Source organism: Pseudomonas sp. NPDC007930 (assembly GCF_042958985.1).
Lineage (GTDB): Bacteria > Pseudomonadota > Gammaproteobacteria > Pseudomonadales > Pseudomonadaceae > Aquipseudomonas.
Genome location: NZ_JBIBKC010000010.1, coordinates 1 through 26687 on the forward strand (window position 1 = coordinate 1; position 26687 = coordinate 26687).

Below are 26687 nucleotides of genomic sequence, written 5' to 3' on the forward strand. Positions count from 1 at the left end.
GCTTTTAATCAGGTCGGATCACCTTGGCTCGAATGCCGTGCGCCCCCTGTTTGCTGCGCGACAGCGCGGCGCCTTGGCGGCGGGGCGACTCCCACCAGATTGTGTATTGCTGCGTAAATCAGGTAATTACACAAATCTGGTGGGAGGCCGGCTGTGCCGGGCGATAGGCCAGTCAGGCCATGCGCTCGGTAAAACCACCGGGAGAAATCAGGGCTTTTTAACCCCCAATTCAGCGCTCTGACTGCTTAAGCGAACAGCATCACGACACCGCCGGTGGCCCGATGAAGCGGCCCATCGCGCCTTGCATGCCCAGTTCATGCAGCACCTGGAATTCCCCCTCGGTCTCGACCATCTCGGCGATCAGCGGCAGGTCGATGCTGTGGGTGGCGCGCAGCATGGCTTCGATGAACAGGCGTTTGTCTTCGTGCAGGTCGATGCCGCGGATGTAGCTGCCCTCGACCTTCAACCAGGCCAGGCCCAGGCGGGTGAGGTTGCCGATCTGGCTGAACTGCCCACCAAAGTGCTGGATGGCGAAGCGAAAGCCGCGCGCGCGAATGGCCACCGACAGGCTCATCAGCTCGTTGAAATCCGGCAGCTTGCGCTCGTCGGCTTCGAGGGTCAGCCAGCGGCCCAGCGCCTCGCTGCGGGCCAGCCGCTCGAGCAGCGCGTTGCGGTCGGCCGGGTTGCTCAGGGTGTCGCCGGAGAGGCTCAGCGCCAGCGGCCGGGGGGTGCGCGCCAAGTGCTCGAGCACCCGGTCGAGCATCACCAGGTCAAAGCGTGCGCCCCAGCCCAGGCGTTCCACCCATGGCAGAAAGTGCCCGGCCACCACCGGCTGGCCGTGTTCATCCTGCAACCGCGCCAGCACCTTGTGGTGCATCAGCGCGCGGCCGGGGCCGCAGTGCACCACTGGCTGGAACAACAGGTTCAGCTCGCGCTTTTGCAACGCGCGGTCAAGCCAGCCGCGCCAGTCATGCGGGGTGGGGCCGGGCTGCTCTTCGCTGCGCAGCGCCAGTGACCAGGGCACATCCGGGTGGGCCTCGGCCTCCGCCAGCGCGTGGTCCAGGTGGGTCCACAGCGCCTGCGGGTTTTGCCCGGGGTGGTAGGGCACCGCGGCCAGGTAACCCACTGGGCGGCAATCGCTGGCGCCGGTCTGGTACAGCTGCTGCAGCAGGTCGCTGAGGTGGGTGAGCAGGTGGCGGGCGTCGGCGGCGTTCATCATCGGCGCCAGCAGGGCGAACTCACCGCCGCGGTTGCGCGCGGCCTGCCAGTTCGAGCGCAGCGGGTCGCGCAGCTCCAGGCGCAGCAGGTCGGCGCTGGCGCACAGCAAGGCGTCGGTGGCCTGGCCGCCGAGGCGTTGGTTCAGCCCGCCGAGGTCGTTCAGGCGCAGCATCAACAGGTACCCAGGGCTGTTGTGCTCCGAGAGCAGCAGCGCATTGTTCAGTTGGGTTTCCATCAGCCGGCGGTTGCCCAGCCCGGTCAGGCTGTCGCGGAACACCTCCTGCTGCAGTTGGTCGGCCCGCGCCGCCTCGGCGCCGAACAGCCCCTCGAGCTTGCCGACCATCTGGTTCAGCGCCAGCACCACCCGGCGCAGTTCCGGTGTGCGCGGGATCGGCCGCAGCACCTCGAAGTGCCGCTGGCTGATGGCGTCGGCCTGGGCCGCCATGGCGTCGAGCGGGCGCAGTTGCCGGCGCAGCAGCCAGCCGCCCAGCGCGGCGCTGACCAGCCCGCACAGCGCCAGCCAGGCCAAGCTGCCCAGCGCGCTCTTCCACAGCCGCTGCAAGGCAAACCGCGGGTGGCTGACCACCTGCACCTGGGCGGCCTGGGCCCAGCCGCGCATGATCAGCGCATCGCCCTGCTGTGCTGGCAGTGCCACCAACTGAGCGAACCAGGCCGGCACCGGGTTCTCGTCAGCGCCCTGAATGCGCTCGACGATCACCTGGTGGCTGCGCACATCGACCAGGCGGATGCTGGCGTAATAGCCGCTGTCGAAGATCGAGCTGACCATCAGCTCGATCATCGCCGGGTCGTCGATGTGCGGGGTGAGCGACACCCCCAGCGCGGTGGCGGCATCCTGGGCGTGGGAGCGCAACTGGGCGACCATCTGTTCGCGGGAGTTTTCCAGGCCGACGATGAAACTGCCACCGAACGCCAGCAGCAGAAACAGGCAGATCGCCAGGAACAACTGCTTGAGCAATGACATCGGGCTTCCTTTTCGCTGTGCCTAACCTTCGCCGACGGCAAACCCCTCGGCATTCATCTTGTGCAGTACGTCTTGCCAGCGCGACAGCCGCTTGGCATCGCCGCTGGGAACCTGGCCGCCGTCGTTGGCGGCAATGAACACGCCCTCGGCGCTGAAGGCGTACACCGGCAGCAGGTCGTCGCGCTGGCTGGCCGGGAGGATCTCCCCGCGCAGGTTGTCGAGCACCAGCGGGTCGGCGCTTGGCTCGCTGTACCAGGTCAATACCATGTGCGCCTGGTTGCGCTGCTGCAGCGCCTTCACATAGGTGATGCGCAGGTTCTGCGCCGGCACGCCGAGGCGGCGCAGGCTGAAATACTTGGCGATGGCGTAGTCTTCGCAGTCACCGGCGCCCTTGACCAGCGCCTCGACCGGGGTGGCCCAGTAGTCCTCTACGCCCCAGACTTGCTGGTCGCTGCGAAAGGATAGTTGGCGATTGAAGAACCGGTTGACCGCCTCCAGTTGCTGGCGCTCCGGCAGGCTTTGGGAGCGCTCTAGCATCGCTTCCCAGGCGCGCAGGCGTTCGTCGGCGCTGCCCAACTGGCCGTAACGGGCTTCGGCACGGCTGAGCACCGTGTTGAAATTCCAGTCCGGCACCGCCCAGCCGCCCACCGGCAAGGCCAGCAGGATGCACAGCAGCCAGCCGGTTCCGCGAACGGGGAAGGGGTGCGCCGTACAGCGATGATCGGGCAGGGGAAGGGCCATGAATGCCTATCCATCGAGGATCCAATGGGTAGACTTCAGAGCCTGCCTGGGGCGCTAAATTCCGTGGGGCGAAGGGGTTTCGGATGTACGGCGGGGGAGGGCAGCAGGCCCGCTGGGCCGGGGCGGCCAGCGGGCGGTGTGATCAGTGCGGGCGGGGCTTGAGCAGCGCGGGTTTTTCGTCCGGGGCGTGGCTGATCAGGTACAGGCCGGTGAGGATTTCCGGGATCTGCACGACCATCTCGTCGAGCAGGTCGGCGTTGCTGGCGATTTCGGCGAACTCCGGTTGCTCGTCGAACAGCCCCGAGGCGGCCATGATCGGCAACAGTAGCTCGCTCACTTCGTCTTCGGCGCTGTCGAACCAGGCCGCTTCGCGCAGGAACACGCCTTCCATGAAGCCGATGCACCAGCCGCGCAGGTCGCTGTCGTCGGGCTCATCGCCCAGGTCGAGGTCGCAGGGCAGCTCGAATTCCTCATCGCTGGCCAGTTGGCGGGCGATGTGCGCCTTCAGCGCGACCAGGGTGGTTTCGACCTCGACCTGCTGGGCTTCGCCACTGTAGTGCGGCTCTTCGGCGAACAGCGCGTCGATCCACTCGCGCTCCGGCACCGGCTCGGCGCAGATCGACAGGGCGGTCAGGTAGCCGTGGGTGGCGATGTAATCCAGTGCTTCATCGTGCAAGTCGTCGGCGTCGAGAAAAGCCTGCAGGCGGGTAAGTTGCTCGGCAAAGGACATGGGGGTGGCTACCTTGGGGGAATTAACAAGGTTGGATTCTAGGCCTTGTGAGGGGGTTCGCGCCAGCCGCCGGTCAAAACCGCTGCCTCGGCTGGCCTCGGGTTGGGGTACAATGCCGCGTTTGGCTGGGGTGGCGGGCGCCACATGCGGTAACGCATATTTGCGCCGGTTCCGCGTTTTTGGTCCAGCCTGTTGGCTGAACAGTTCAAGGTTTTGTGGGGTTACCGATGCTCGAACAGGCGCTGCGCGTACTCAAGGATGTCTTTGGCTACGACAGCTTCCGGGGCAGCCAGGGCGCGATCATCGAACGGGTGGCCAAGGGCGGCGATGCCCTGGTGCTGATGCCCACCGGTGGTGGCAAGTCGCTGTGCTACCAGGTCCCGGGGCTGCTGCGCGGCGGCCTGGCGGTGGTGGTGTCGCCACTGATCGCGCTGATGGACGACCAGGTCGCTACCCTCAACGAGCTGGGCGTGCCGGCGGCCGCGCTGAACTCCACCCTCAGTGCCGAGCAGCAACGCGACCTGGCCGTGCGCCTGCGCCAGGGCGAAGTAAAAATGCTCTACCTGGCCCCCGAGCGCCTGGTGCAACCGCGCATGCTGAGCTTCCTGCAGCAGTTGGACATCGCCCTGTTCGCCATCGACGAAGCCCACTGCGTGTCGGCCTGGGGCCATGATTTCCGCCCGGAATACCTGCAGCTCGGCCAACTGGCGGAATTGTTTCCGGATGTACCACGGATCGCCCTGACCGCCACGGCGGACAAACGCACCCGCGAAGAAATCGTCAACCGCCTGCACCTGCACGATGCCGAGCGGTTTCTGTCCAGCTTCGATCGGCCGAACATCTTCTACCGCATCGTGCCCAAGGAGCAGCCCCGCAAGCAGTTGCTGGCGTTCCTGGCGCAGCGCAAGGGTGACGCTGGCATTGTGTACTGCCTGTCGCGGAAAAAAGTCGACGATGTCGCGGCGTTTCTCTGCGAGCAGGGCTTCAGCGCGCTGCCGTATCACGCCGGGCTGCCGGCCGACCTGCGCGCCTACCACCAAACGCGGTTTTTGCGTGAAGAAGGCGTGGTAATGGTTGCGACCATTGCTTTCGGCATGGGCATCGACAAGCCCAACGTGCGTTTCGTCGCCCACCTCGACCTGCCCAAGTCGCTCGAGGCGTACTACCAGGAAACCGGCCGCGCCGGCCGTGACGGCCTGCCCGCCGATGCCTGGATGGCCTACGGCCTGCAAGACGTGCTGATGCTCAAGCAGATGATGCAGAACTCCGAAGGCGACGAGCGCCACAAGCGCGTGGAGCAGCACAAGCTCGACGCCATGCTGGCGCTGTGCGAAGAAACCCGCTGCCGCCGCCAGGCGATGCTGGCGTACTTCGACGAAGTGCTGCCCGAGCCCTGCGGCCATTGCGACAACTGCATCGACGGCGTGCAAACCTGGGACGCCACCGAGCCGGCGCGCCAGGCGCTGTCGGCCATCTACCGCACCGGCCAGCGCTACGGCGTGGGCCATCTGGTCGACGTGCTGCTGGGCAAGGACAACGACAAAACCCGCCAGGCGGGCCACCAGCAACTGGCGGTGTTCGGCGTTGGCAAGGGCCAGGCCGAGGGTGAGTGGCGTTCGCTGTACCGCCAGTTGGTGGCGCGCGGCCTGGCCGACATCGACCTCGAAGGCTACGGCGGCCTGCGCCTGACCGAAACCTGCCGGCCGCTGCTGCGCGGCGAGGCCACCCTCGAGCTGCGCCGCGATAGCAAGGCCCAGGTCGCCAGCCGCAGCAGCGGCGGCGCCAGCCCGGCCAGCCAACTGGTGCGCGGCGAAGAGCGCGAGCAGTGGGAAGCGCTGCGCGCCCTGCGCAAACGCCTGGCCGAAGAGCACGGCGTGCCACCGTATGTGATTTTCCCCGACTCCACCCTGCTGGAGATGCTGCGCAGCCAACCGGCGAACCTCAGCGACATGGCGCAGGTCAGCGGTGTGGGCGCGCGCAAGCTCGAGCGTTATGGCCAGGCCTTCCTCGAAGTGCTCGCCGGCACCGCCAGCGCGCCGGCCGCCGAGCCCAGCGACCTGCGCCATGAGCTGGCCAGCCTGGCCCGCGCCGGGATGACCCCGGCGCAAATCGCCAACCAGCTTAAATGCACCGAAAAAAACGTGTATGCCCTGCTCGCCGAGCTGATCACCGCCCAGCAGATCAGCCTGGAACAGGCGCTCGACCTGCCCGAAGACTTGATGATGGAACTGCAGGATGCCTTCCTCGACGGCGAGGGTGAGCTGCCGCCGGTCAGTGATATACAGCCGTTGTTCGCCTCACGGGTGCCCGAGGGTGTGCTGCATTGTGTGCGGGCGGCGTTGCAGGCAGAGTTCGAACTGTGAACTGGGTTCGCGCCCGCAGCGGGTTTTGGTCATAAAAAATCATTTTTATATGGCTTGATCATTGGCACGCATCATGCTTAGCTCACTAACTAATAGATCTTGCTTGTGAGCCTCACCATGCCGCATTCCGACCAACACCGTTTTGGCACCCAACTCGCGCAACTGTCGCGGGCCTGGCGCGCCGAGCTCGACCGCCGCCTCGCCGGCCTGGGTTTGTCTCAGGCGCGCTGGCTGGTGCTGTTGCACCTGGCCCGTTTCACCGACTCGCCCACCCAACGCGAGCTGGCGAAAAGCGTCGGGGTAGAGGGGCCGACCCTGGCCCGCCTGCTCGACAGCCTGGAATCCCAGGGGCTGGTCAAGCGCCAGGCCGTGGCCGAAGACCGCCGCGCCAAGAAAATCATGCTCAGCGCCCCCGCCATGCCGTTGATCGAGCAGATCGAAACCATTGCCACCGCCCTGCGTGGCGAGTTGTTCGTGGGTGTGGGCGACGAAGAGCTGCGGGTGGCCATGGCCGTGCACGCGAAGGTACTGAACAACTTGGAAAAGAAATCCTGAGCCCTGGCTTTGAGAATGTTGTGCAGCAGGCTATAACGGTGGTTTCAGTGGCAGTTTTTCCCAAGGGATGCTCATGCACAAGTGTTTCTCAGCCCCGGGCAGGCCGCGCCTGCGCCCTTTGAAGGCCCGTTGCCTGGCAGGCTTGCTGGGCCTGGGGGTGTTGTCGTGGTCGGCGATGGCCGCCGCGCTCGGGCTGGGCGAGCTGGAGCTGCACTCCGGGCTGAACCAACCGTTCAACGCCGACATCGACCTGCTCGACACCGCCGGCCTGGGGCCTGATGACCTGCGCGTGGCGCTGGCCAGCCCCGAAGCCTTCGCCAAGGCCGGGATGGACCGGCCGTTCTTCCTGTCCGACCTGCGCTTCACCCCGGTGAGCCAGGGCGGCAAGCTGTTCATTCATGTGCAATCGAACAAGGCGGTGATCGAGCCCTACCTCAGCTTGCTGGTGCAGGTCGACCGCCCCGGCGGCCAGGTGCTGCGCGGTTACACCCTGCTGATCGACCCACCGGGCAGCGTGGTGCTGGCGCCGCCGCGGGTGCCGACCCTTGGCAGCCGGCTGGCCCAGGCTGCCCCGGCCGACGCCATCGCGCCGCCCGCGGCCCAGGCACCGGCCGCCGCGCCGGCCGCCCTGCCGCCGGCCAGCGAGGGCAAGCGCTATGAGGTGCAGAAGGGCGACACGCTATGGACCATCGGTAAAAAGCTGCAGGCCGCGGGCACGCCGACGCCGCCTAACCAGTTGGTGCGCGACATTCGCGCGCTCAACCCGCAGCGCGGCCCGTTGAAGGCCGGCGACAGCCTGTTGCTGCCCGACGCCGCCGTGCTGCCGGGCGCGCCGCCCGCTGCGGCGCCCGAGGTGACCGAACAAACCGCCAGTACCACCGCCCCGGCCGAGGCGCCAGCTCCGGCCCCGGCGCCTGACATGGCCGCCAGCGTGCTCAACCAGCAACTGCAGCAAAACCTCGACGAGGTGCAGGGGCGGGTCAAGGCGCTGGAGGCCGAAGTGGCCAACAAGAACCAACAGGTGCAGGCGCTGCAGGGCCAGTTGGCCGGCCAGCCGGCGCCCGCCCCGGCGCCGGCCGCGCCGGGCGCAACCCCGGCGCCCACCGCCAGCGCACCGGCCACTGCCCCGGCCGCGCCCACGCCAGCTCCGGCGCAGGCGCCCACACCGGCTCAGGCGCCAGCCCCGGCAGCTACGCCAGCCCCGGCCCCCGCGCCGGTGGCCGCGCCCACCGCGCCAATGGTCGAAGACGACAGTTGGATGCTCCAGGCCGCCGCGCTGGCCCTGCTGGTGTTGCTCGGCGGCTTGCTGCTGTGGCGCCGCCGCCGTGCCCGCCAGCCGCAGGAAACCCTCGACACCGACGCCGACGAACCGCTGCTGGCCACCCCGGTGGCCGTGGCCCCCGCGCCGGCCGCGGTCGCCCCGGTGCCGATGCTCGATACTCCGGCCGCGCCGGCGCGCAAGGCGTCGCCGGCCACCGATGCCCTCGACGGCGCCAGCATCTACATCGCTTACGGCCGTTTCAACGAAGCGCTGGGCATTCTCCGTGAAGGCCTGCGCCGCGAGCCGCACCGTGAAGACCTGCGCCTGCGCATTCTGGAAGTGCTGGCCCAGCAAGGCGACGCCCAGGCTTACCTCACCGAGGAAACCGCCATGCGCGCCCAGGGCGTGCCGGCCCGCGAGTTGGAGAACGTGCGCGAGCGTTTCCCGAAAATCGCCCTGGCCCTGGCAGCCACTTCGGCCACCGCCGCGGCGGCCAGCAGCATGGCGGTTACCTCGGTGCCATCGCCAGCCGCCGCGCCCGAGCCCGAGCCCGAGGCTGAGCCCGAGCCGCCCGCTGAAGCCGCGGCGGCCCTGCGGGAACTCGACGAGCCTGAATTCATCGCCGACGTACCCGCTGACGAAGAAGCCGACGCCGACCTGCTTGGCCTCGACCTCTCCGAGCTGCCAGACCTCGAAGGCCTGGATGACTTCACCCTGCCCGCCGCCCCGGCGGCCGAGCCCGAGCCGCAAGCGGCCGCCGATGAGTTCCAGCTCAACCTCGACGACCTCTCGCTCGACGCCGACTGGGCCTCGGTCGACCCCTTCGACACCCCGGCCAAGGCCGTGGCCAGCACCCCCGACGTGGAACCCGAGGCCGCCCCGGTGGCGCAGGGGCTGGATGCCAACTTCACCAGCAACCTCAACGAATTCCCCGAAGTGTTCGAGTTGTCCGAAGAACACTACCTGGGTGATTTGAGCGACGCCGGCGGCAGCGCCGAGGTCGAGCGCGTCAACGAGTTCGACGCCTCGGCGCTGGACGTGGAGTTCGGCGGTGATTTCGACGCCCTCGAGCCGCTGGCCGAACCGGTCGAGCCGGGTTCCGAGCTGGCCGACCTCCCAGACCTGCCCGACCTCGCCGAGCTCGACTCACTGTCGCTGGACTTCGAGGCCATCGACAGCCAGCAACTGGCCGCCGACAAGCTGGAGCAAGCCCGTGCCCTGCTTGACCAGGGCGAGCAGGCCCAGGCCAGCCGCCTGCTTTACGAACTGCTGCGTGAAGGTGACGACGCCAGCCGCCAGGACGCCCGCGCGCTGCTGGCGCGGCTGGAGCAGTGAGCATGGCCGGCGCCGAGGTGTGCATCACCTACTGCACCCAGTGCCAATGGCTGCTGCGCGCCGCCTGGCTGGCCCAAGAGCTGCTGAGCACCTTTGCCGGCGACCTGGGCAAGGTCAGCCTGGTGCCGGGTACGGGAGGGGTATTCCTGATCACCTGCGCGGGTGTGCAGGTGTGGGAGCGCAAGGCCGATGGCGGCTTCCCTGAAGCCAAGGTGCTCAAGCAGCGGGTGCGTGATGTGATCGACCCGCAGCGAGACCTGGGGCATAGCGACCGGGGGTGATTCGAGGGCCCCTCGCCCGGCACAGCCGGAGTGCCGGACCACGGCCTCCCACGTGTTGTATATTGCCCTTTAATCAAGGGCTTACACAAATCTGGTGGGAGGCCGGCTGTGCCGGGCGATAGGCCCTTAAACCTATCCCTTCACCTCCGCGCAGCGCACAGCCGCCCGCCCTTCCCACACACTCACCCCGACAAAACTCACCAACCCCACCACCAGGCTGTAGTAGATCGGCGTATTGGCCTCCAACCCATCGCTGAGCATGAAGCCCAGCGCGGTCAGCGAGCCCAGCGCCATGCTGGCGATGGCCCCGGCGGTGGTGGCGCGCTTCCAGAAGATCGCCCCGATCAGCGGGATCAGCATGCCGGCCACCAACAGGTTGTAGGCCAGGGTCAGCGCGCTGATCACATCGTTCACCGCCAGCGCCAGGCCCAGCACCACCAGCCCGGTGACCAGCGTGCACAGGCGGTTCAGGCCCAGGCTCGAGGCTTTGCCGGCGCGCAGGCGCGGCAGCAGGTCTTCGCTGAACACCGTGGCGGCGGCCAGCAGGCCGGCGCTGGCGGTCGACATCATCGCCGCCAGCGCCGCGGCGATCACCAACCCGCGAATGCCATCGGGCAGGGCTGCTTTAACGATCGCGGCAAACGCGTTGTTGGCGTTGGGCAGCTCTGGCAGCAGCACATGGGCGGCCATGCCGATCAGCGCGCAGGCCAGGCCGTAGGCGATGCAGTACAGCCCAGCGGTGGTGCCGGCGTAGCGGGCGACCTTCTCGGTGCGGGCGGTGAACACCCGCTGCCAGATGTCCTGGCCAATCAAAATGCCGAAAAAGTAAATCAGAAAGTACGTGACGATGGTGCCCCAACCAATGCTGGTAAAGCTGAACGCCGTGGCTGGCAGCTTCTGCACCAGCGCATCCCAGCCGCCCACCCGGGCCAGGCAGATCGGCAGCAGCACGAACATCAAGCCCACGGTCTTGATCACGAACTGCACGATGTCCGTCAGGGTCAGCGACCACATGCCGCCGATGCTCGAGTACAGCACCACCACGCCACCGCCGAGCAGCACCGCGAGGGTGAACGGCAGTTCGAACAGCACCTGCAGCACGGTGCCAATCGCCAGGGTCGAGGTGACCCCGATCATCAGCGCATAGGCCAGCATGATCACCGCGCTGGCCTGGCGCGCCATGGGGTTGTAGCGCCGCTCCAGTACCTGGGTCACGGTGTACACCTTCAGTTTGAGCAAGGGCCCGGCGAGAAACAGGTTGAGCGCGACGATGCCCAGGCCCAGCGCGGCGCACAGCCAGAAGCCGGAGATCCCGTGCACATAACCCAGCCGCACGGTGCCCACGGTGGAGGCGCCGCCGAGCACCGTGGCGGCCATGGTGCCCATGTACAGGGGCGCGCCAAGGTTGCGCCCGGCCACCAGGAAGTCTTCGTTGGTTTTCGCCCGGCGCATGCCGAACCAGCCGAGCAGCAGCATGCACGCCGCGTACAGGGCGACGACGATGAAGTCCAGAAGCATGGGGAGGTCTCCGTGTTTCTTATAGTTGGGGGGTAAAAAAACCGCCGCCGGCCCGCACAGGCCAGGCGGCGGTGGAGGTCAAGCGGGGCGGGCGCTGGCAGGCAGCGGCGCGGCTTTCGGGTGGCCGGGGCCGTACACGCTGGCAGGCTCCGGGAACAGGCTCAACAGCGCCAGGTAGGCCAGCGCGGCCATGCCCAGGGTGACTGGCAGGCTGATGTCGACCCCGCCGGCCAGGTTGCCCAGCGGGCCGACGAACTGCCCGGGCAGGTTGACGAAGCACAGGCCCACCGCGGCGGAGGGCACCCAGGCGCCGAGGCCGCGCCAGTTCCAGCCGTGGTGGAACCAATAACGCCCGCCCTGTTCACCGCGGGTGAACACCTGCAGGTCGTCTGGGCAGTACCAGCCGCGGCGGTTGAGCAGGCCGATCAGCATGATCACCATCCACGGCGTGGTGCAGGTGATGATCAGCACCGCGAAGGTGCTCACGCTTTGCACCAGGTTGGCGGCAAAGCGGCCGATGAAGATAAACGCGATCGACATCACGCCGATCAGCAGCGTGGCCTTGACCCGGCTCAGCACCCGTGGGAACACGCTCGACATATCCAGCCCGGTGCCATACAGCGCGGTGGTGCCGGTGCTCATGCCGCCGATCACGGCGATCAGGCACACCGGCAGGAAGAACCACGCCGGCGACACCGCCAGCAGCCCACCCACGTAGTTGTTGGCGGCGATGTAATCCGGCGCCTGGGCGGCGACGATGGTCGCGGTGCACAGGCCGAACAGCGACGGCAACAGGGTGGCCAGCTGCGCCAGCACCACCGCGCCGAGAATACGCCGGCGTGGGGTGTTGCGCGGGATGTAGCGCGACCAGTCGCCGAGGAACGCGCCGAACGAGATCGGGTTGCTCATGGCCACCAGCGCGGCGCCGATGAACGCCGCCCAGAAGCCTTCCTGGCCGTGGCTGACGGTGCCGGCGTAGTGGCTGTCGAAGCCCGGCGCGAAGGCGGCGATGCCCAGCAGGAACAGCGCGCTGGCACTCCACACGGCGATGCGGTTGACCCACAGCATGAAGCGAAAGCCATAGATGCACACCGCCAAAACCAGCACCGCGAACAGGCCGTAGGCCAGCCCCAGGCTGAGGTCGGTTTCTGGCAGGCCGACCAGGCGCTTGGCGCCGCCGACCAAGGCATCGCCCGAGCTCCACACCGACAGCGAGAAGAACGCGATGGCCGTGAGCAGCGACAGGAACGAGCCGACGATGCGCCCGTGTACGCCGAAGTGGGCGCCCGAAGACACCGCGTTGTTGGTGCCGTTGAGCGGGCCGAACAGGCCCATCGGCGCGAGAATGATCGCCCCCACCAGCACCCCGAGCACCACGGCCAGGGCGCCGGCCTGGAACGACAGCCCGAACAGCACCGGGAAACTACCCAGCACGGCGGTGGAGAAGGTATTGGCGCCGCCGAAGATCAACCGGAACAGGTCGGTCGGGGTGGCGTCGCGGGCGTGGTCGGGGATCTGTTCGACCCCGAAGGTTTCAATCTGGCTGACAGCGGTGGCGGCGTTGTTATTGTTCATGATCTGCTCCGATCATTGCGCGCAAGCTTCTTTGTGGCTTGTCGCGGGCTATAGGGAGGGCAGGGTGCAGCAACTCAAATGTTCGTGGCAGGCCAGCCAGTGGCCGTCTTGTTGTAGGCGGAACACAATCGTCTCCCGCTCCTGGCTTGAAAGCGTCTCCCCTTGCAGGCGCAGCGTGGTGTGAACGTCATGGATGAAAATCGCCAGCTCCCCTTGCAGGCTGACCTCGCGGTTGCTCGAGGCGCAGTTGAGCACCTCGAAGCCGTCTTCGGCGCGCCACTGGTCCCACAGCGCCTGGTACGCCGCGCGCGACAGCAACGGCGCGGCAAGGTTGTGGAACACAAAGGTGGCATCGGCGCTGAACGCGCCGAAGTACGCCGCCCGGTCATTGCCGGCAAAGGCCGCCACCAGCGCATCGGCGGCGGCCAGTACCTGCTCGCGCGGGCCCATCAGCGGCGCACCACGCCGGGCAGCACGCAGAGCATTTCGTAGAGCAGGTTGGCGCCGAGCAGCGAGGTGTTGCCGGTGGTGTCGTAGGGCGGTGATACCTCGACCAGGTCGCAGCCGATCAGCTCCAGGCCGTGGCAGCCACGGATGATTTCCAGCGCCTGGATGGTGGTCAGGCCGCCCACTTCAGGGGTGCCGGTGCCTGGGGCCCAGGCTGGGTCGATGCCGTCGATGTCGAACGACAGGTACACCGGGCCGCCACCGACCTTGGCGCGCACTTCTTCCATCAGCGGCGCCAGCGATTTGTGCCAGCACTCTTCGGCCTGCACCACGCGAAAACCCTGGCGGCGGCTCCAGTTGAAGTCATCGGCGGTGTAGCCCTGGGCGCGCAGGCCGATCTGCACCACGCGGTCGCAGTCCAGCAGGCCTTCTTCCACGGCGCGGCGGAAGGTGGTGCCGTGGGCGATCTTCTCGCCGAACATGTGATCGTTCACGTCGGCGTGGGCATCGATGTGCACCAGCCCGACCTTGCCGTGCTTTTTATGGATGGCGCGCAGGATCGGCAAGGTGATGGTGTGGTCGCCACCGAGGGTGAGCGGCACTACGTTGTGCTCGAGAATGCCGTCGTAGGCCTCTTCGATGATGCGCACCGCGTCGAGCAGGTTGAAGGTGTTGATCGCCACGTCGCCGATGTCGGCCACCGACAGCGAGTCGAAAGGCGCGGCGCCAGTGGCCATGTTGTAGGGGCGGATCATCACCGATTCGGCGCGGATCTGCCGTGGGCCGAAGCGGGTGCCGGAACGCAGCGAGGTCCCGATGTCGAGCGGCACGCCGACGAACGCGGCATCCAGGCCCAGAGGGCTGGCCAGGTGCGGCAGGCGCAGCATGGTGGCGATGCCGCCGAAACGCGGCATTTCATTACCGCCCAGGGGTTGGTGCAGGGTTTTGTCCACGGCGCTGTCTCTTCTTGTTGCAGGCTTTGCCGGGCAGTCTGCGCAAGGCGGGCAGGGCATTGAATCGGTGGCGGCAAAAACTTAGTTCAGATTTTTCTGAAGTATTGGCGGTATGCTTGGCGGGCAACCCACTACCCGCGGCGCCGTGCCATGCCCTCGAGCCTTCCTGACCTGAAACTGCTGCGCATTTTCGCCAGCGTGGTGCGCCACCAGGGCTTCGCCCCCGCCCAGCAAGAACTGAACCTGTCGACTTCGGCGATCAGCACCTACATGAGCCAGCTCGAAAGCCAGCTCGGGCTGGTGCTGTGCCACCGTGGCCGTGGCGGCTTCAGCCTGACCAGCAAGGGCGAGTTGTTTCACCAGGAAACCCTGCGCCTGCTCGGCGAGCTCGAAGGCTTCGAACAGTACGCCGCCGCGCTCAAGGGCGAGCTGCGCGGCACCCTCAACCTCGGCGTGCTCGACTCCACCGTGGGCGACCGCGCGCTGCCCCTGGCCGAAGCGATCGGCGCCTACAGCCTGGAACACCCGGCGGTGCACCTGCACCTGGTGGTGATGAGCCCTTACGAGCTGCAACTGGGCGTGCAGGAAAACCGTCTGGACCTCGCCATCGGGGCGTTTTCCACGCGCATGAGCGGGCTGATGTACCAGCCGCTGTACCGCGAGCAGCACTGGCTGTATTGCAGCAACCGCCATTCTCTGTACGCCGAGCGGCGCATTCCCGAGCAGGTGATCACCCAGCAGCGCATGGTCGGCCGCGGCTACTGGAGCCAGGCCGAGCTGGCCCGCCATGGGTTCAAACACAGCGCGGCGACGGTCGAGAGTATGGAGGCGCAGTTGATCCTGGTGTTGTCGGGCGCCTATATCGGCTATTTGCCCGAGCACTTTGCCCAGCCCTGGGTGGATAAAGGCGACCTGCGCGTGTTGTCGCCGGCCACGTTTGGCTATCAGGCGCCGTTCTCGTTGATTCTGCGCCGCGGGCGCAGCCGCGAGCCGCTGATTCAAACCTTCCGCGATTTACTCAAAAGCCAATTGTTGGTGGCATAAACATCCAAGCGCAACTGGATCCATCCGCTAGACTGTGACGGTGGTATGGCACTCGGCCATTTCCTTCCATCAAGCAGTCGCAAGGATGCCTTCCCGATGCGCAACAACCTGCCTGTCACCGACCACGAGCGCACCTTCGCCCCCGAGCAGCGGCTGATTTCCACCACCGACCTCGACAGCCGCATCACCTATTGCAACGATGCGTTCGTCAGCCTGAGCGGCTTCACCTATGAAGAACTGCTCGGCCAGCCGCACAACCTGGTGCGCCACCCCGACATGCCGGCGCCGGTGTTCGCCCACATGTGGGCGACCATCAAGGAGGGCAAGCCGTGGATGGGCGTGGTAAAGAACCGCGCCAAGAACGGCGATTTCTATTGGGTCAGCGCCTACGTGACCGCCATTTACGAAAACGGCCGCATCGCCGGCTTCGAATCGGTACGCACCCTGCCCAGCCGTGATCAAGTGCGCCGCGCCGAGGCGCTGTACGCGCGCTTGCGCGCGGGCAAGGCGGCGGTGCCGATGGCGACCCGGCTGGCCTATGGGCTGGCGTTCGCCTGGCCGTACCTGGCCACCGCGGCGTTGGCGGCGGCCGGTTACGCTTGGTTGCCGCCCGCCGCCACCCTCGGGCTGACCTTGCTCGGCGTGGCGGTGAGCGCCGGCTGGAGCATCGCCCTGCAGCGGCGGGCGCTGGCGCGCACCTTGGGCGATCACCCCAAGGCCTTTACCAGCCCATTGGTGGCGCTGACCTACAGCGACCAGTTCGGCGCCCAGGCCCAGGTCGACCTGGCCATGTTCAGCGAAGAAGCCCGCCTGCAAACCGCGCTGACCCGCCTGGTCGACGCCGGGATCAGCGTGAAGGCGCGCGCGGGTGAATCGGCGCAGCTGTCGCAAAGCCAGGCCCAGGCCCTGGAGCGCCAGCGCAGCGAAACCGACCAGTCGGCCACCGCCATCGCCGAAATGGCCGCGACCATCCAGGAAGTGACCCACAATGTGCAGGCCACCGCCAGCGCCGCCACAGACGCCGACCGCCTGGCCCGCGACGGCAGCCAGTTGGCCGATGAAAGCCTCGGCGCCATGCGCCACATGGCCGAGGCGGTCAGCGCGATCGGCCAGGCGGTGAATGACCTCGCCGAGCAAACCCAGAGCATTGGCGGGGTGGCCGACGTGATCACCGGCATCGCCGAGCAAACCAATTTGCTGGCGCTCAACGCCGCCATCGAAGCGGCGCGGGCCGGCGAGCAGGGCCGCGGCTTTGCGGTGGTGGCCGACGAAGTGCGGCAACTGGCGATGCGCACCCGCACCTCCACCGAGCAGATTCACCAGATCATCGGCTCACTGCGCGCCGGCGCCGACCGCGCGGTGGCCACCGCGGGCAAGGGCGAGCAGATTTCCCGGCAAAGCGTGGAGAGCGTGGAAGCGGTCAAGGCCGCGCTGGAAGGGATCGGCGAAGCGGTCACGCGGATCAGCGGCATGAGCCAGCAGATGGCCACGGCGTCTGAAGAGCAAAGCCATGTGGCCGAAGACATCAACCAGCAGATCACCCGCATCGCCCAACTGTGCGACGACAGCGCCAACCAGGCCCGCCAGGGGGCGCAGATCAGCGAAGAGCTGGAGCGCATGGCGGAGTACCTGCATGGGTTGGCGGCGCGGTTCAATCGCTAGGGGGGCCGGCCCTTCGCCCGGCTGTGCCGGGCGATGAGCCCTACAGCGCCTGCGCCGCCGCCAGCACCGCGTCTACATGCCCAGGCACCTTCACCCCGCGCCATTCCTGGCGCAGTACGCCATTGGCGTCGATCAGGAAGGTGCTGCGGTCTACGCCCAGGTATTCCTTGCCGTAGAGCTTCTTCAGCTTGATCACGTCGAACAGCTGGCAGAGGGCTTCGTCCTTGTCGCTGATCAGCGCGAACGGGAAGCCCTGCTTGGCGATGAAGTTCTCATGGCTTTTCAGCCCGTCGCGCGACACCCCGAACACCTCGGTGCCGGCCGCCTGGAACGCCGCGTAGGCATCGCGAAAGCCCTGGCCCTCGGTGGTGCAGCCAGGGGTGCTGTCCTTGGGGTAGAAATACAGCACCACCTTGCGGCCCTTGAGCGCGGCCAGCGAGACTTCGCCACGGGTGGCCTGGGCGGTGAAATCGGCAACGGGTTGGTCGAGGGCAACGGCCATGGGAGGTCCTTATACGGGGTTTTGCGGGCGCCAGGGTTCGATCAGCGCGTCGAGGTTCATGGCGTCGGCGAAATCGAGGAACTGATCACGCAGCCAGCTGATTTGCACACCGGCCGGCAAGGTCACGGTGAAGGTGGCGTTGAGCATCAGCCCGCCGGTTTGCGGCGCCTGGTAGGTGTCGCAGGTGAGGTTCTCGAGGTCGATGTTGTGATCGATGAAGAACTGGCACAGCTCGCTGATGATGTCGGGGCGGTACACCGAGCTGACGTAGGCCACGTAGGGCAGGGCCAGCGGGCGCGCCTCGAGGTTGCCGCTACGGACCACGCTGGCGGTCATCTCATGGCGCTTGGCCAGGGCCGGCAGGCCGGCTTCGAGGCGCGCCAGCGCGTCCCAGCTACCCGACACCTGCAGCACCAGGGCGCTGAATTCGCCGTGGCGGGTGAGGCGCGAGGTGACCACCGAACAGCGGTTGTCGTGGGCCGCCCGGCTGAGCAGGCTGGCCAGCTCCATGGGGTTGCGGCCCAGGGCACTGATGACGAGGAATTGTTCGCGAACGGGTGGGGTGGACATGCAGCCTTCCTAAAGCGATGGACGGTCGGGGCGCCGCCGCCGGTAAACGGCGACGAACGGCTGGCAGGGTGGCCGCCCGAGCCTGCCGACCAAAGTATGGAAGGGTAACGAAATTCGCCGCCCGGGGGAATGCTCACGCTGCGGTTGGTCGCTTGTGCAAGGCCGACCGCGCCAGTACCATTACCGCACTTTTTGGGAAGGAGCGGTTGCATGTACACGGGCAGCATGGTGGCACTGGTCACTCCGATGAGCGCCAAAGGCGAACTCGACTGGGGCAGCCTGGAGAAACTGGTGGACTTCCACCTCAACAACGGCACCGACGCCATCGTCGCCGTTGGTACCACGGGTGAGTCGGCCACGCTCGACGTGAACGAACACATCGAGGTCATCCGCCGTGTCGTGCAGCAGGTGAACAAACGCATCCCGGTGATCGCCGGTACCGGCGCCAACTCCACCCGCGAAGCCGTCGAGCTTACCCAGAACGCCAAAAACGCCGGTGCAGACGCCTGCCTGCTGGTCACCCCGTACTACAACAAGCCCACGCAAGAGGGCCTGTACCAGCACTTCAAGCACATCGCCGAGGCGGTGGCCATCCCGCAGATCCTCTACAACGTGCCGGGCCGTACCGCCTGCGACATGCTCGCCGACACCGTCGCGCGGCTGGCGAAGGTGCCGAACATCGTCGGCATCAAAGAGGCCACCGGCGACATGGCGCGGGCCAAGCAGATCCTCGAGCGCACCGACGGCGACTTCATCCTGATGTCTGGCGATGACCTCACCGCGGTCGAACTCATCCTGCTCGGCGGCAAGGGCAATATTTCGGTCACCGCCAACGTCGCCCCGCGCGACGTGGCCGACATGTGCGCCGCCGCGATGAAAGGCGACGCCGGCACCGCCCGCGCCATCAACGAAAAACTGATGCCGCTGCACAAAAACCTGTTCATCGAAGCCAACCCGATTCCGGTGAAGTGGGCGCTGCATGAAATGGGCCTGATGCCCGAGGGCATTCGCCTGCCGCTGACCTGGCTCAGCGATGCCTGTCACGAACCGCTGCGGCAGGCCCTGCGCCAGTCCGGCGTCCTGGTTTGATCGAGGAAGTACACCGCATGAAGCGTTTGGTTGGTCTTTCCGCCCTGGCCGTCATCATTTCCGGCACCAGTGGGTGCAGTTGGCTGATGGGCGAGCACGGCTATTTCCGTGACCGTGGCAACGATTACCTGGACGCGCGCCAGACCGCGCCGATGGAAGTCCCCACCGATGTACAGAACAGCAAGCGGCTCGACCCGCTGCTGCCGATCCCGCGCAACGTGGCCGATTCCCAGGCCGACAAGCAGCGCTTCGAAGTGCCGCGCCCGCAACCCTTGCAGGTGGCCGCTGAAACCAGCGACTTCACCCTGCAGCGCAGCGCCGGTTCCAGCTGGATCCTGGCCCAGCACCCGCCGGCCGAAGCCTGGCCGCTGGCCCACCAGTTCTTCGAAGACAACGGTTTCCGTATCGTCGACGACAAAGCCACAACCGGTGAATTCAGCACCGCCTGGCAGCCGCTGGGCGAGCTTTCCGGGGCCCTGGCCGACCACCTGCGCGCCACCGCGCCGGGCAGCGACATCGAGGCCCGTGTGCACGTGCGCATCGAGCCGGGCGTGGCGCGCAACTCCAGCGAAATCTACCTGACCAGCGCCCAGCGCCCGGCCGGCAGCAGCGCTGACGTCGCCTTCCCGACCCGCCCGACCGGCAATGGCATGGACGCGACCCTGGTCGACCAGATGCTCGCCAGCCTGACCCGCGGCGCCGAAAAAGGCGGTTCGATCTCCATGCTCGCCGCCCGCGACTACGACGCCCCCAGCCGCGTCAGCCTGAGCGAAGACGGCAGCGGCAACCCGGTCCTGACGGTCGGCACCGACCTCGACCGCGCCTGGACCAGCGTCGGCCGCGCGCTCGACCACGGCCAGTGGCGCGTCGAAGACGTCAACCGCAGCCTGGGCCTGTACTACATCAACCTGGCCGAGAAGCCCGGTAACCCTGAAGACAACAAGCCTGGCTTCTTCGGCCGCATGTTCGGCCACACGCCGACTAAGGAAGAGCTCGAAGCCCGCGCCGAACGCTACCAGGTGCGCCTGAGCAAGGTGGGTGATGGGGTGGAAGTCACCGTCGAGAAAAACATCAACACCGTGGCGCCGGCCGATGTGTCGCGCCGCGTGCTCAACGTGATCCAGGATAACCTCGGCTAAGTGCGCTTCGCGGTACTCGGAAGCGGCAGCCAAGGGAATGGCACACTGGTCGCCCAGGGCAACACCCTGGTGCTGGTCGACTGCGGTTTCTCCCTGCGGGAAACCGAGCGCCGGCTGGCGTTGCTGGGTGTGCATGCCCGGCAGTTGAGCGCGGTACTGCTCACCCACGAACATGCCGACCACGTGCATGGGGTGGCGTTGCTGGCGCAGCGCTACACTGTGCCGGTGTATTTGAGCGAAGGCACCGCCAACGGCTTGCGCAAACCGGTGCCGGCCGCCCGCCATGTGCGCTGTGGCGACCGTTTCGACATCGGTGAGCTGCAGGTGAGCGTGGTCGGCGTGGAACACGACGCCCGCGAGCCCACCCAGTACGTGTTCAACAACGGCCAGCGGCGCTTTGGCCTGCTGACCGACCTGGGCTCTTACTGCCCGCGGGTGCTCAAGCATTATGAAGGCCTCGATGCGCTGATGATCGAGGCCAACCACTGTCGCGACCTGCTGGCTGCCGGGCCTTACCCGTGGTTCCTGAAGCAACGGGTAGGCGGCGACAGGGGCCATTTGAACAACCACCAGGCCGCAAACCTGGTGGCCGAGCTCGGTTGGCAGGGCCTGCAGCACTTGGTCCTGGCCCACCTGAGCAGCAAGAACAACCAGCCCCGGCTGGCCCGTGACCGGTTCGTCGATACCTTGGGGTGCGACCCGGCCTGGCTGCAGGTGGCCGACCAAGCCTCTGGGCTAGACTGGCGCGAGATCGCCTGAGCCTTTATTTTCCTTCGGAGCCATCATGGAAAAACGCGAAGAACTCTACCGCGGCAAAGCCAAGTCGGTGTACAAAACCGACGATGCCGACCGCCTGATCCTGCTGTTTCGCAACGACACCTCGGCCTTCGACGGCAAGCGTATCGAGCAGCTCGACCGCAAGGGCATGGTGAACAACAAGTTCAACGCCTTCATCATGCAAAAACTCGAAGCCGCCGGCGTGCCGACCCAGTTCGACGCCCTGCTGGGCGACAACGAATGCCTGGTGAAAAAACTCGACATGATCCCGGTCGAGTGCGTGGTGCGTAACTTCGCCGCCGGCAGCCTGGTCAAGCGCCTGGGCATCGAGGAGGGCAAGCAGCTCACCCCGTCGACCTTCGAACTGTTCCTGAAGAACGACGCCATGGGCGACCCGTTCATCAACGAATCCCACGTGGTGGCGTTCGGCTGGGGCACCGCCGAGCAACTGGCGACCATGAAGGCGCTGTCGCTGAAGGTCAACGAAGTGCTGAGCAAGCTGTTCGACGACGCAGGCCTGCTGCTGGTCGATTTCAAGCTGGAATTCGGCGTGTTCCACGGCCAGATCGTGCTGGGCGACGAATTCAGCCCCGACGGCTGCCGCCTGTGGGACAAGGAAACCCGCAAGAAGATGGACAAGGACCGCTTCCGCCAGGGCCTGGGCGGCGTGATCGAAGCCTACGAAGAAGTCGCTGCCCGCCTCGGTGTGCCGCTCTGATTCAGCCAAGGCGCGCAAATAGCTGATCCTTTTCGGTTTTTTTTCTGAAAAGGGGTTTGTGCCAGGCGAAAGTGCTGGTATGATGCGCGCCATTGGAGAGATGCCGGAGTGGTCGAACGGGACGGATTCGAAATCCGTTGTGTCAGCAATGGCACCTAGGGTTCAAATCCCTATCTCTCCGCCACTATACGTAGAGCCCCTTAAATCATTGATTTAAGGGGTTTTTTCGTTTTTGGGCTTTGCGCATTGTACGTAGAGAATTTTGCCTTACGTCGTGCGTTTGAAAATCCTAATTGCCTAAACCCCTATCGTTGCTCAATACTGTCTATGCGTACAGTATTTGAGTGATTCGCCGTGCCTGATGATCAGCCCCCTTACCTTGACGCCGATGAGCCGGATTTCAGTCTGGGCGTACCCACGATGGAACAGATGTGGCGGCACCAATGCACACTGCTCGAACATGAAGGGGAAGAGCTGGCAAGAGAGTTGGCTTCATGCCGCAGGCGCATTGCCAAGCTTCTTGCGCTGCACGATCAGGATCAAAAACGGATTCTTCGGCAGCACGCGAGAATCATCGAGCTTGAGAGTGGCTTGGCAACCTGTCGGGAACGGCTTGCAGACGCAATCAGCAAGGCCGCACTGTCCGATGTCGGGGACATTTTCGGCAATGCTTATCGTCGATAGCCGGCCGCCTGACTTTGATGCAGATGAACCACCATTGACGTAGCTTGATCCCTTATGTGGGGGATGATGGCTTTATGCAGCTAGTTTGGAACCTTCGTACATTGGCTTAGGTCAGACGCGGATCGCTCAATCTTTACAGGCCGCTCTCGTTGGAAAACGTTCTCAAAGAAACGCAGCCCGCGTTATCCACCGGCACGGTGATTGTCGTGGATGACGACGACCTCGTGAGAATGTTAACGGCCGAGGCCCTTGATGAAATAGGCTTCCATGCAATGCAATTCGGTACTGCGGATGAAGCCCTGATGCACATCATGCGGTTCCCTACCACCGTGAAGCTAGTGATTACGGACTGGAACATGTCTGGCCAACTTGATGGCAGCGAATTAGCCCAGATGCTCCATGAACGTTACCCTGCGATGCCAATTGTACTAACCACAGGAAGGGCATTGGAGATGCACGCACATCCGGGCATAACGCTCCTTCCGAAGCCATGGACGCTGGATCAGCTTCGCACCCTTGTGGTGATGCTCGTGGCCATGTCGGCGGGTTGACTCTCATCTTGGTAGGGGTCCATTCCCGATTCAAGCACTGCGCGGCTCGGTAAATTGAAACGGTGTTCCTCTACAAGTGCCCCATCGACGTTTAGGGTTCTGACTGGGGGTTGGGCCGGGTGGGCTTCGGTAGAAAGCTCAATTAACGTATTCCGGTCAAACACAGGTTCGCTGCAAGGCTCTGCGAGGTAGACCTCTGCAAAGTCACTGTTGCCCGGCGGGATGTACAGCCACATTTCACCATTCGGCACGTCAAGGGCCGCGATGAATACGGAGCTTTCGCTGAAATTTCTGTCGTGACTGCAACGAAGCTCGCGAAGCTGGCGAAGGCTTTGAAATACGGCAGGGCCATGCCCTAATGGTTTCCGGTACCAAGTCGTCATGCTGACCTTCTGATTCGCATGTACACGCCGGTTCGTCCGACCGTCCTGGGCGTGCGCTACGACGGCGGCGGAAAGATGAACCTATACCAAAATTTTCCAATTGCCACCCGTCGAATGGTAGCGTCGCCTCCGGGATGGATGCAAATGACTGCATGATTCCCGCCCAGACCACCCAAAGCAGTACTCAGTGTGCGTTGGCCGTTTTTGATCACCGAAGCATGATAGCCAATGGAATGTTAGCGTTCGGGGAATGACAATCCCAAGGTCTGCATAGCGCGTTTCACCTGCATTGGAGACCATTCACCCCCTCTACTTGTGGTTACGCCTTTTGCGTTCATACATTCTGCAACCGCCTTCAAGGTAATAGCTCCTTTACGTATGCAAAGGTCAAAGGGATCACGGATACTTTCGCCCCAGCTCGAAACCCTTGCTTGCACTGCATCTAGTGCCTTGGCCCGGTTGGCTTGGGTACGGCCCCGGGTGAGGGTAGCTGTCCGATTGGCAACCTTGGCAAGCGCCTCAGCTTAACCCTGCAATGCATCTCGCTTCAGAGCTGCCAAAGCATCTTTGGTTCGGCTAGCAATGAATTCGCGTTCCTGTTCAGCAAGGGCTGCAAAAAGGTGCAGTTGGAAATTATCTGCATGGGGCATGGTTGCAACCTTCAACGTTGCACGCTTCATCAGGTCTGCGATATGACCCACATCGCGTCCAATTCGGTCGAGCTTGGCAACTAATATAGGTGGAAGTAGTGGTTGAGTTCGATCTTCTAGACCCCAGTGATATGCGCTGGGGTTGACACCGTCCGAGAGCGTGATAGGGGCTTGTCAGAAGTGAGCGTGTGGATGTTTTGGACATGCGGCCGCCGACCATAAGAGTTGCCGAGTAGCGATCACTTCTTTTCTGTATCGCTTTGCTGCATCTGCACCGACGCCTTACTTTTGTCGGCGTTTTCATTGTTATTTTTGCTGCTGCTGTCGAAGCAACCGTGCAGTGCAACTGTGCAAACTGCGATGGCCAGGAAACGAAAAATAGGCTTTTGCATGAAGTACTCCCAATAACTGGTTCGGGTGGGACGAGTTACAGAATCGGCTTACCGCCGGTTACGCCTAGACGCGACCCAGACACGTAGCTGGACTCATCGGAGGCAAGCATCACGTATAGCGGGGCTACCTCAACTGGCTGTCCAGGGCGTTTCAAAGGGGTCTGAGAGCCGAAAGACTTAACGTCTTCGCTGCTCATGGTGGAGACGATCAGGGGAGTCCAAATAGGCCCCGGCGCCACGCTATTGACCCGAATGTTCTTCTCGCCCAGCAGTTGCGCGAGCCCAGCAGTGAAATTGGCAATGGCGGCCTTCGTTGTGCTGTACATGAGCAGCGAAGGGCTGGGCATGTCCGAGTTGACCGAGCTTGTATTGATGATTGAGCTGCCCGGCTTCATGTGAGGTTCGGCTGCCTGACAGATGCGAAACATCCCGGTCACGTTAACGTTCATGGCCCGTACCCAATCCTCATCGGCAATCTCTGACAATGAGCTATGGGTGGCTTGGAAGGCGGCGTTATTCACGAGAATGTCGATCCGGCCAAAAGCCGCAACCGTCTGCTCCACTACCGCGAGGCACTGATCGCGGTCGGCCAGGTCACCAGGTAACAATACGCAATTACGACCTGCGGCCTCGATCCAGTTGGCAGTCTCCGTGGCGTCCTCATGCTCATTCAAATAAGCGATGGCAACGTCGGCACCCTCTCGGGCAAAGGCTATCGCGACTGCTCGACCGATTCCGCTATCGGCACCCGTGATCAATGCCTTTTTTCCAGCCAGCCGGCCACTACCGACGTAGCTCTCTTCGCCACAGTCGGGAACCGGGTGCATCTTGTGCTGGCTGCCGGGTGCCGCTTGCGGTTGGTCGTCAAACGGAGGAGTCGGGTAGGTTTTCATGATCACGTTCCTCAATAGGAAATGGGGGGCATGAGGTTCCGACTGGCCTGAATTACGGGCGGTTCAAGATTTTTCGGCGAGGCTCGAATCCCCCGACTCACCGGCCCAAGCACGACAACCCACGCGGCCTTCCGTCCGCCCACATTTGATATTCCTTGAACGAAGATCAACGCGACCCGGACTGATGTTGGGTGAACACGCGAAACATTCATGCCCCGCCAGGAGAACGAAATGAAAGCAATCGTCTATAACGGCCCTCGTGACGTCAGCATTCAAAATGTCCCGGACGCGAGGATCGAAAAGCCTACTGACGCTGTCGTTCGCGTCACGACGACAAACATCTGCGGTTCGGATTTGCACATGTACGAAGGGCGCACCTCATTCGAGACTGGCCGAGTGTTTGGCCATGAGAATCTGGGAGAGGTGATCGCGGTTGGAGCTGGAGTTGATCGGGTCAAGGTAGGTGATCGGGTGTGTCTGCCCTTCAATATTGGCTGTGGTTTCTGCGAGAACTGTGAAAAAGGCCTCACTGGCTTTTGCTTGACGGCAAACCCGGGCAGCGCCGGTGCTGCCTATGGTTTTGCGGAGATGGGCCCCTATCAGGGTGGCCAAGCTGAGTTGCTACGTGTCCCCTATGCCGACTTCAACTGCCTCGTACTCCCCGAAGATGCCCAGGAAAAGGAAGATGATTACGTCATGCTCTCCGACATTTTTCCAACGGGCTGGCACGCTACTGAGTTGGCCGGGCTGCTCCCCGGCGAAAGTATTGCCATCTACGGCGCTGGCCCTGTCGGGCTGATGGCCGCTCACTCGGCCATGATCAAGGGCGCGTCTCAGGTGTTTGTGGTGGATAACCACCCGGATCGATTGGCACTTGCCGCGAAGCTCGGAGCCACTCCGATCAACTCCCTCGAGCAGGAAGCGGTTGATCAAATTCTCAACCTCACGCACGGCAAAGGTACTGACCGAGGCTGTGAATGCGTCGGTTATCAGTGCTGCGATAACCATGGCCATGAGGCAAACCACCTCACGATGAATAACCTTGTTGCTTCGACCAAGGCAACGGGTGGGATAGGGGCCGTGGGAGTCTTTGTACCGCAGGACCCTGGTGCCAAAAACGATCTCGCGAAGGAAGGCAAGATGGCATTCGACTTCGGAGCGTTCTGGTTTAAAGGGCAGCAATTGCGCACCGGCCAGGCAAACGTAAAAGCTTATAATCGCCGCCTTGCCGAGCTAATCCACCACGGGCGTGCATCCCCTTCGCAGATCATTTCTCACAGTCTGAAACTTGACCAGGGCCCTGACGCCTACAAGCATTTCGACGCACGTGATGAAGGATGGACAAAGGTCGTACTTAAACCTGCGGCGTGATTTCTTGGGAAGGATTGGCCGGGGGGGGCTTCCCTAGGCCGGGTCCTTCCACGTTTATCTGGAGCTACAGATGATCAAACTTAATATCAAAATAATGTTGCCTGCCTGCGCATCTGATGCCGTCGGCTTGGTGGCCAGGGGCGCACGAAAGCCCTCATTCTCCAACGCCAACTCGCGCACCACTGGAACCTTAGGTGTCTGACCGTTTTATCCGAGCTATCGTTCGAGCAGCTCCAAGACAGGTCTGTACGCTGGACGATGCTGGCTTGGGGGACGCGCCATCGGATGTGGGTGCCGCCATCC

General features: G+C 64.4%; 26 protein-coding genes, 1 tRNA gene and 1 pseudogene. 16 read left to right on the forward strand and 12 right to left on the reverse strand.

The genetic code is table 11. The annotated features are described in order from the left end of the window. On the forward strand, positions 1–241 hold a 241-nt coding region (locus ACFZCE_RS19110), incomplete at its 5' end, for a hypothetical protein (protein WP_390941867.1). A gap of 18 nt (positions 242–259) precedes the next feature. On the opposite strand, the gene ACFZCE_RS19115 is transcribed toward ACFZCE_RS19110, so the two are convergent. The 3 genes from ACFZCE_RS19115 to ACFZCE_RS19125 all read right to left on the reverse strand — a co-directional run bounded on the left by ACFZCE_RS19115 (position 260) and on the right by ACFZCE_RS19125 (position 3671). Beyond that, positions 260–2200 carry an EAL domain-containing protein gene (locus tag ACFZCE_RS19115; RefSeq protein WP_390941869.1) on the reverse strand — a complete coding sequence of 647 codons (1941 nt, stop codon included), beginning with the start codon at positions 2198–2200 and terminating at the stop codon, positions 260–262. A gap of 21 nt (positions 2201–2221) precedes the next feature. Next, complete coding sequence (gene lapG / locus ACFZCE_RS19120) at positions 2222–2941, reverse strand: cysteine protease LapG (RefSeq protein ID WP_390941871.1); 720 nt, start codon at positions 2939–2941, stop codon at positions 2222–2224. Positions 2942–3083: 142 nt separating this feature from the next. Next, positions 3084–3671, reverse strand: a complete 588-nt coding sequence (locus ACFZCE_RS19125) for a UPF0149 family protein (protein WP_390941873.1) — start codon at positions 3669–3671, stop codon at positions 3084–3086. A 227-nt stretch (positions 3672–3898) separates the two neighbouring features. Here ACFZCE_RS19125 and recQ point away from each other — a divergent pair, with 227 nt between their 5' ends. The 4 genes from recQ to ACFZCE_RS19145 all read left to right on the forward strand — a co-directional run bounded on the left by recQ (position 3899) and on the right by ACFZCE_RS19145 (position 9466). Further along, positions 3899–6034 (forward strand): DNA helicase RecQ, encoded by a 2136-nt coding sequence (gene recQ / locus ACFZCE_RS19130; RefSeq protein ID WP_390941875.1) that lies wholly within the window; start codon positions 3899–3901, stop codon positions 6032–6034. Positions 6035–6151: 117 nt separating this feature from the next. After that, on the forward strand, positions 6152–6589 hold the full coding sequence (gene slyA, locus ACFZCE_RS19135) for a transcriptional regulator SlyA (RefSeq protein ID WP_390941877.1): 438 nt from the start codon (positions 6152–6154) through the stop codon (positions 6587–6589). Between the two features lie 73 nt (positions 6590–6662). Continuing rightward, the gene (locus ACFZCE_RS19140) at positions 6663–9185 is read left to right on the forward strand and encodes a FimV/HubP family polar landmark protein (protein WP_390941879.1); all 2523 of its coding nucleotides are present in this window, start codon (positions 6663–6665) and stop codon (positions 9183–9185) included. Between the two features lie 2 nt (positions 9186–9187). Next, complete coding sequence (locus tag ACFZCE_RS19145; RefSeq protein WP_390941881.1) at positions 9188–9466, forward strand: SelT/SelW/SelH family protein; 279 nt, start codon at positions 9188–9190, stop codon at positions 9464–9466. A 132-nt stretch (positions 9467–9598) separates the two neighbouring features. Here the strand turns inward: ACFZCE_RS19145 and ACFZCE_RS19150 are convergent, their stop codons facing one another. The 4 genes from ACFZCE_RS19150 to speB form a co-directional block, all read right to left on the reverse strand. Beyond that, positions 9599–10984 carry a sodium:solute symporter gene (locus ACFZCE_RS19150; RefSeq protein WP_390941882.1) on the reverse strand — a complete coding sequence of 462 codons (1386 nt, stop codon included), beginning with the start codon at positions 10982–10984 and terminating at the stop codon, positions 9599–9601. Positions 10985–11062: 78 nt separating this feature from the next. After that, positions 11063–12559 carry a cytosine permease gene (locus ACFZCE_RS19155; RefSeq protein ID WP_390941884.1) on the reverse strand — a complete coding sequence of 499 codons (1497 nt, stop codon included), beginning with the start codon at positions 12557–12559 and terminating at the stop codon, positions 11063–11065. 48 nt (positions 12560–12607) lie between these two features. Next, entirely contained in the window at positions 12608–13009 is a 402-nt protein-coding gene (locus ACFZCE_RS19160) for a nuclear transport factor 2 family protein (protein WP_390941886.1), read from the reverse strand. Continuing rightward, positions 13009–13959, reverse strand: a complete 951-nt coding sequence (gene speB, locus ACFZCE_RS19165) for an agmatinase (RefSeq protein ID WP_390941888.1) — start codon at positions 13957–13959, stop codon at positions 13009–13011. The genes ACFZCE_RS19160 and speB overlap by 1 nt, the downstream gene beginning before the upstream one ends. 150 nt (positions 13960–14109) lie before the next feature. Between speB and ACFZCE_RS19170 the strand changes: the two genes are divergently transcribed. From ACFZCE_RS19170 to ACFZCE_RS19180, 3 genes and pseudogenes are all read left to right on the forward strand, one after another. Then, on the forward strand, positions 14110–15003 hold the full coding sequence (locus tag ACFZCE_RS19170; protein WP_390941890.1) for a LysR substrate-binding domain-containing protein: 894 nt from the start codon (positions 14110–14112) through the stop codon (positions 15001–15003). Positions 15004–15099: 96 nt separating this feature from the next. After that, positions 15100–15381, forward strand: a pseudogene (locus ACFZCE_RS19175) (PAS domain-containing protein); the annotation flags it as partial. Positions 15382–15630: 249 nt separating this feature from the next. Continuing rightward, complete coding sequence (locus tag ACFZCE_RS19180; RefSeq protein ID WP_390942166.1) at positions 15631–16665, forward strand: methyl-accepting chemotaxis protein; 1035 nt, start codon at positions 15631–15633, stop codon at positions 16663–16665. 40 nt (positions 16666–16705) lie between these two features. Here ACFZCE_RS19180 and ACFZCE_RS19185 read toward each other — a convergent pair whose 3' ends face one another. Together ACFZCE_RS19185 and ACFZCE_RS19190 are read right to left on the reverse strand one after the other, a co-directional pair. Beyond that, positions 16706–17167, reverse strand: a complete 462-nt coding sequence (locus tag ACFZCE_RS19185; protein ID WP_390941892.1) for a redoxin domain-containing protein — start codon at positions 17165–17167, stop codon at positions 16706–16708. Positions 17168–17176: 9 nt separating this feature from the next. Then, positions 17177–17737, reverse strand: coding sequence for an ACT domain-containing protein (locus ACFZCE_RS19190; RefSeq protein ID WP_390941894.1), 561 nt, complete (start codon positions 17735–17737; stop codon positions 17177–17179). A gap of 210 nt (positions 17738–17947) precedes the next feature. Here ACFZCE_RS19190 and dapA point away from each other — a divergent pair, with 210 nt between their 5' ends. The 7 genes from dapA to ACFZCE_RS19225 all read left to right on the forward strand — a co-directional run bounded on the left by dapA (position 17948) and on the right by ACFZCE_RS19225 (position 22695). Beyond that, positions 17948–18826: a 4-hydroxy-tetrahydrodipicolinate synthase gene (gene dapA, locus ACFZCE_RS19195; protein WP_390941896.1), complete on the forward strand. Its 879-nt coding sequence runs from the start codon at positions 17948–17950 to the stop codon at positions 18824–18826. 17 nt (positions 18827–18843) lie between these two features. Then, complete coding sequence (bamC, locus tag ACFZCE_RS19200; protein WP_390941898.1) at positions 18844–19965, forward strand: outer membrane protein assembly factor BamC; 1122 nt, start codon at positions 18844–18846, stop codon at positions 19963–19965. Then, positions 19966–20724: an MBL fold metallo-hydrolase gene (locus ACFZCE_RS19205; RefSeq protein ID WP_390941900.1), complete on the forward strand. Its 759-nt coding sequence runs from the start codon at positions 19966–19968 to the stop codon at positions 20722–20724. Positions 20725–20749: 25 nt separating this feature from the next. After that, positions 20750–21460 carry a phosphoribosylaminoimidazolesuccinocarboxamide synthase gene (purC, locus tag ACFZCE_RS19210; protein ID WP_390941902.1) on the forward strand — a complete coding sequence of 237 codons (711 nt, stop codon included), beginning with the start codon at positions 20750–20752 and terminating at the stop codon, positions 21458–21460. A 94-nt stretch (positions 21461–21554) separates the two neighbouring features. After that, positions 21555–21644: transfer RNA gene (locus tag ACFZCE_RS19215), tRNA-Ser, on the forward strand. A gap of 170 nt (positions 21645–21814) precedes the next feature. Beyond that, complete coding sequence (locus ACFZCE_RS19220; protein ID WP_390941904.1) at positions 21815–22144, forward strand: hypothetical protein; 330 nt, start codon at positions 21815–21817, stop codon at positions 22142–22144. Positions 22145–22293: 149 nt separating this feature from the next. Then, positions 22294–22695: a response regulator gene (locus ACFZCE_RS19225; protein ID WP_390941906.1), complete on the forward strand. Its 402-nt coding sequence runs from the start codon at positions 22294–22296 to the stop codon at positions 22693–22695. 907 nt (positions 22696–23602) lie between these two features. Here ACFZCE_RS19225 and ACFZCE_RS19230 read toward each other — a convergent pair. From ACFZCE_RS19230 to ACFZCE_RS19240, 3 genes are all read right to left on the reverse strand, one after another. Beyond that, a complete protein-coding gene (locus tag ACFZCE_RS19230; protein ID WP_390941908.1) occupies positions 23603–23779 on the reverse strand; it encodes a recombinase family protein in 177 nt (58 codons plus the stop codon). A 188-nt stretch (positions 23780–23967) separates the two neighbouring features. Further along, a complete protein-coding gene (locus ACFZCE_RS19235) occupies positions 23968–24120 on the reverse strand; it encodes a hypothetical protein (protein WP_390941911.1) in 153 nt (50 codons plus the stop codon). 35 nt (positions 24121–24155) lie between these two features. Next, positions 24156–25013, reverse strand: coding sequence for an SDR family oxidoreductase (locus ACFZCE_RS19240; RefSeq protein ID WP_390941913.1), 858 nt, complete (start codon positions 25011–25013; stop codon positions 24156–24158). A gap of 231 nt (positions 25014–25244) precedes the next feature. Here ACFZCE_RS19240 and ACFZCE_RS19245 point away from each other — a divergent pair, with 231 nt between their 5' ends. Beyond that, positions 25245–26384 carry an alcohol dehydrogenase catalytic domain-containing protein gene (locus tag ACFZCE_RS19245; RefSeq protein WP_390941915.1) on the forward strand — a complete coding sequence of 380 codons (1140 nt, stop codon included), beginning with the start codon at positions 25245–25247 and terminating at the stop codon, positions 26382–26384. The last annotated feature ends 303 nt before the right edge of the window (positions 26385–26687 follow it).

What these genes read in the sequence shown, in the direction of transcription:
- purC (WP_390941902.1), top strand. Translation starts at nt 20,750, where the DNA reads ATGGAAAAACGCGAAGAACTCTACCGCGGCAAAGCCAAGTCGGTGTAC.
- ACFZCE_RS19125 (WP_390941873.1), bottom strand. Translation starts at nt 3,671, where the DNA reads ATGTCCTTTGCCGAGCAACTTACCCGCCTGCAGGCTTTTCTCGACGCC.
- ACFZCE_RS19190 (WP_390941894.1), bottom strand. Translation starts at nt 17,737, where the DNA reads ATGTCCACCCCACCCGTTCGCGAACAATTCCTCGTCATCAGTGCCCTG.
- dapA (WP_390941896.1), top strand. Translation starts at nt 17,948, where the DNA reads ATGTACACGGGCAGCATGGTGGCACTGGTCACTCCGATGAGCGCCAAA.
- ACFZCE_RS19185 (WP_390941892.1), bottom strand. Translation starts at nt 17,167, where the DNA reads ATGGCCGTTGCCCTCGACCAACCCGTTGCCGATTTCACCGCCCAGGCC.
- slyA (WP_390941877.1), top strand. Translation starts at nt 6,152, where the DNA reads ATGCCGCATTCCGACCAACACCGTTTTGGCACCCAACTCGCGCAACTG.
- ACFZCE_RS19140 (WP_390941879.1), top strand. Translation starts at nt 6,663, where the DNA reads ATGCACAAGTGTTTCTCAGCCCCGGGCAGGCCGCGCCTGCGCCCTTTG.
- ACFZCE_RS19240 (WP_390941913.1), bottom strand. Translation starts at nt 25,013, where the DNA reads ATGAAAACCTACCCGACTCCTCCGTTTGACGACCAACCGCAAGCGGCA.
- ACFZCE_RS19155 (WP_390941884.1), bottom strand. Translation starts at nt 12,559, where the DNA reads ATGAACAATAACAACGCCGCCACCGCTGTCAGCCAGATTGAAACCTTC.
- ACFZCE_RS19115 (WP_390941869.1), bottom strand. Translation starts at nt 2,200, where the DNA reads ATGTCATTGCTCAAGCAGTTGTTCCTGGCGATCTGCCTGTTTCTGCTG.
- bamC (WP_390941898.1), top strand. Translation starts at nt 18,844, where the DNA reads ATGAAGCGTTTGGTTGGTCTTTCCGCCCTGGCCGTCATCATTTCCGGC.
- ACFZCE_RS19160 (WP_390941886.1), bottom strand. Translation starts at nt 13,009, where the DNA reads ATGGGCCCGCGCGAGCAGGTACTGGCCGCCGCCGATGCGCTGGTGGCG.
- ACFZCE_RS19245 (WP_390941915.1), top strand. Translation starts at nt 25,245, where the DNA reads ATGAAAGCAATCGTCTATAACGGCCCTCGTGACGTCAGCATTCAAAAT.
- ACFZCE_RS19170 (WP_390941890.1), top strand. Translation starts at nt 14,110, where the DNA reads ATGCCCTCGAGCCTTCCTGACCTGAAACTGCTGCGCATTTTCGCCAGC.
- lapG (WP_390941871.1), bottom strand. Translation starts at nt 2,941, where the DNA reads ATGGCCCTTCCCCTGCCCGATCATCGCTGTACGGCGCACCCCTTCCCC.
- ACFZCE_RS19150 (WP_390941882.1), bottom strand. Translation starts at nt 10,984, where the DNA reads ATGCTTCTGGACTTCATCGTCGTCGCCCTGTACGCGGCGTGCATGCTG.
- recQ (WP_390941875.1), top strand. Translation starts at nt 3,899, where the DNA reads ATGCTCGAACAGGCGCTGCGCGTACTCAAGGATGTCTTTGGCTACGAC.
- ACFZCE_RS19235 (WP_390941911.1), bottom strand. Translation starts at nt 24,120, where the DNA reads ATGCAAAAGCCTATTTTTCGTTTCCTGGCCATCGCAGTTTGCACAGTT.
- ACFZCE_RS19145 (WP_390941881.1), top strand. Translation starts at nt 9,188, where the DNA reads ATGGCCGGCGCCGAGGTGTGCATCACCTACTGCACCCAGTGCCAATGG.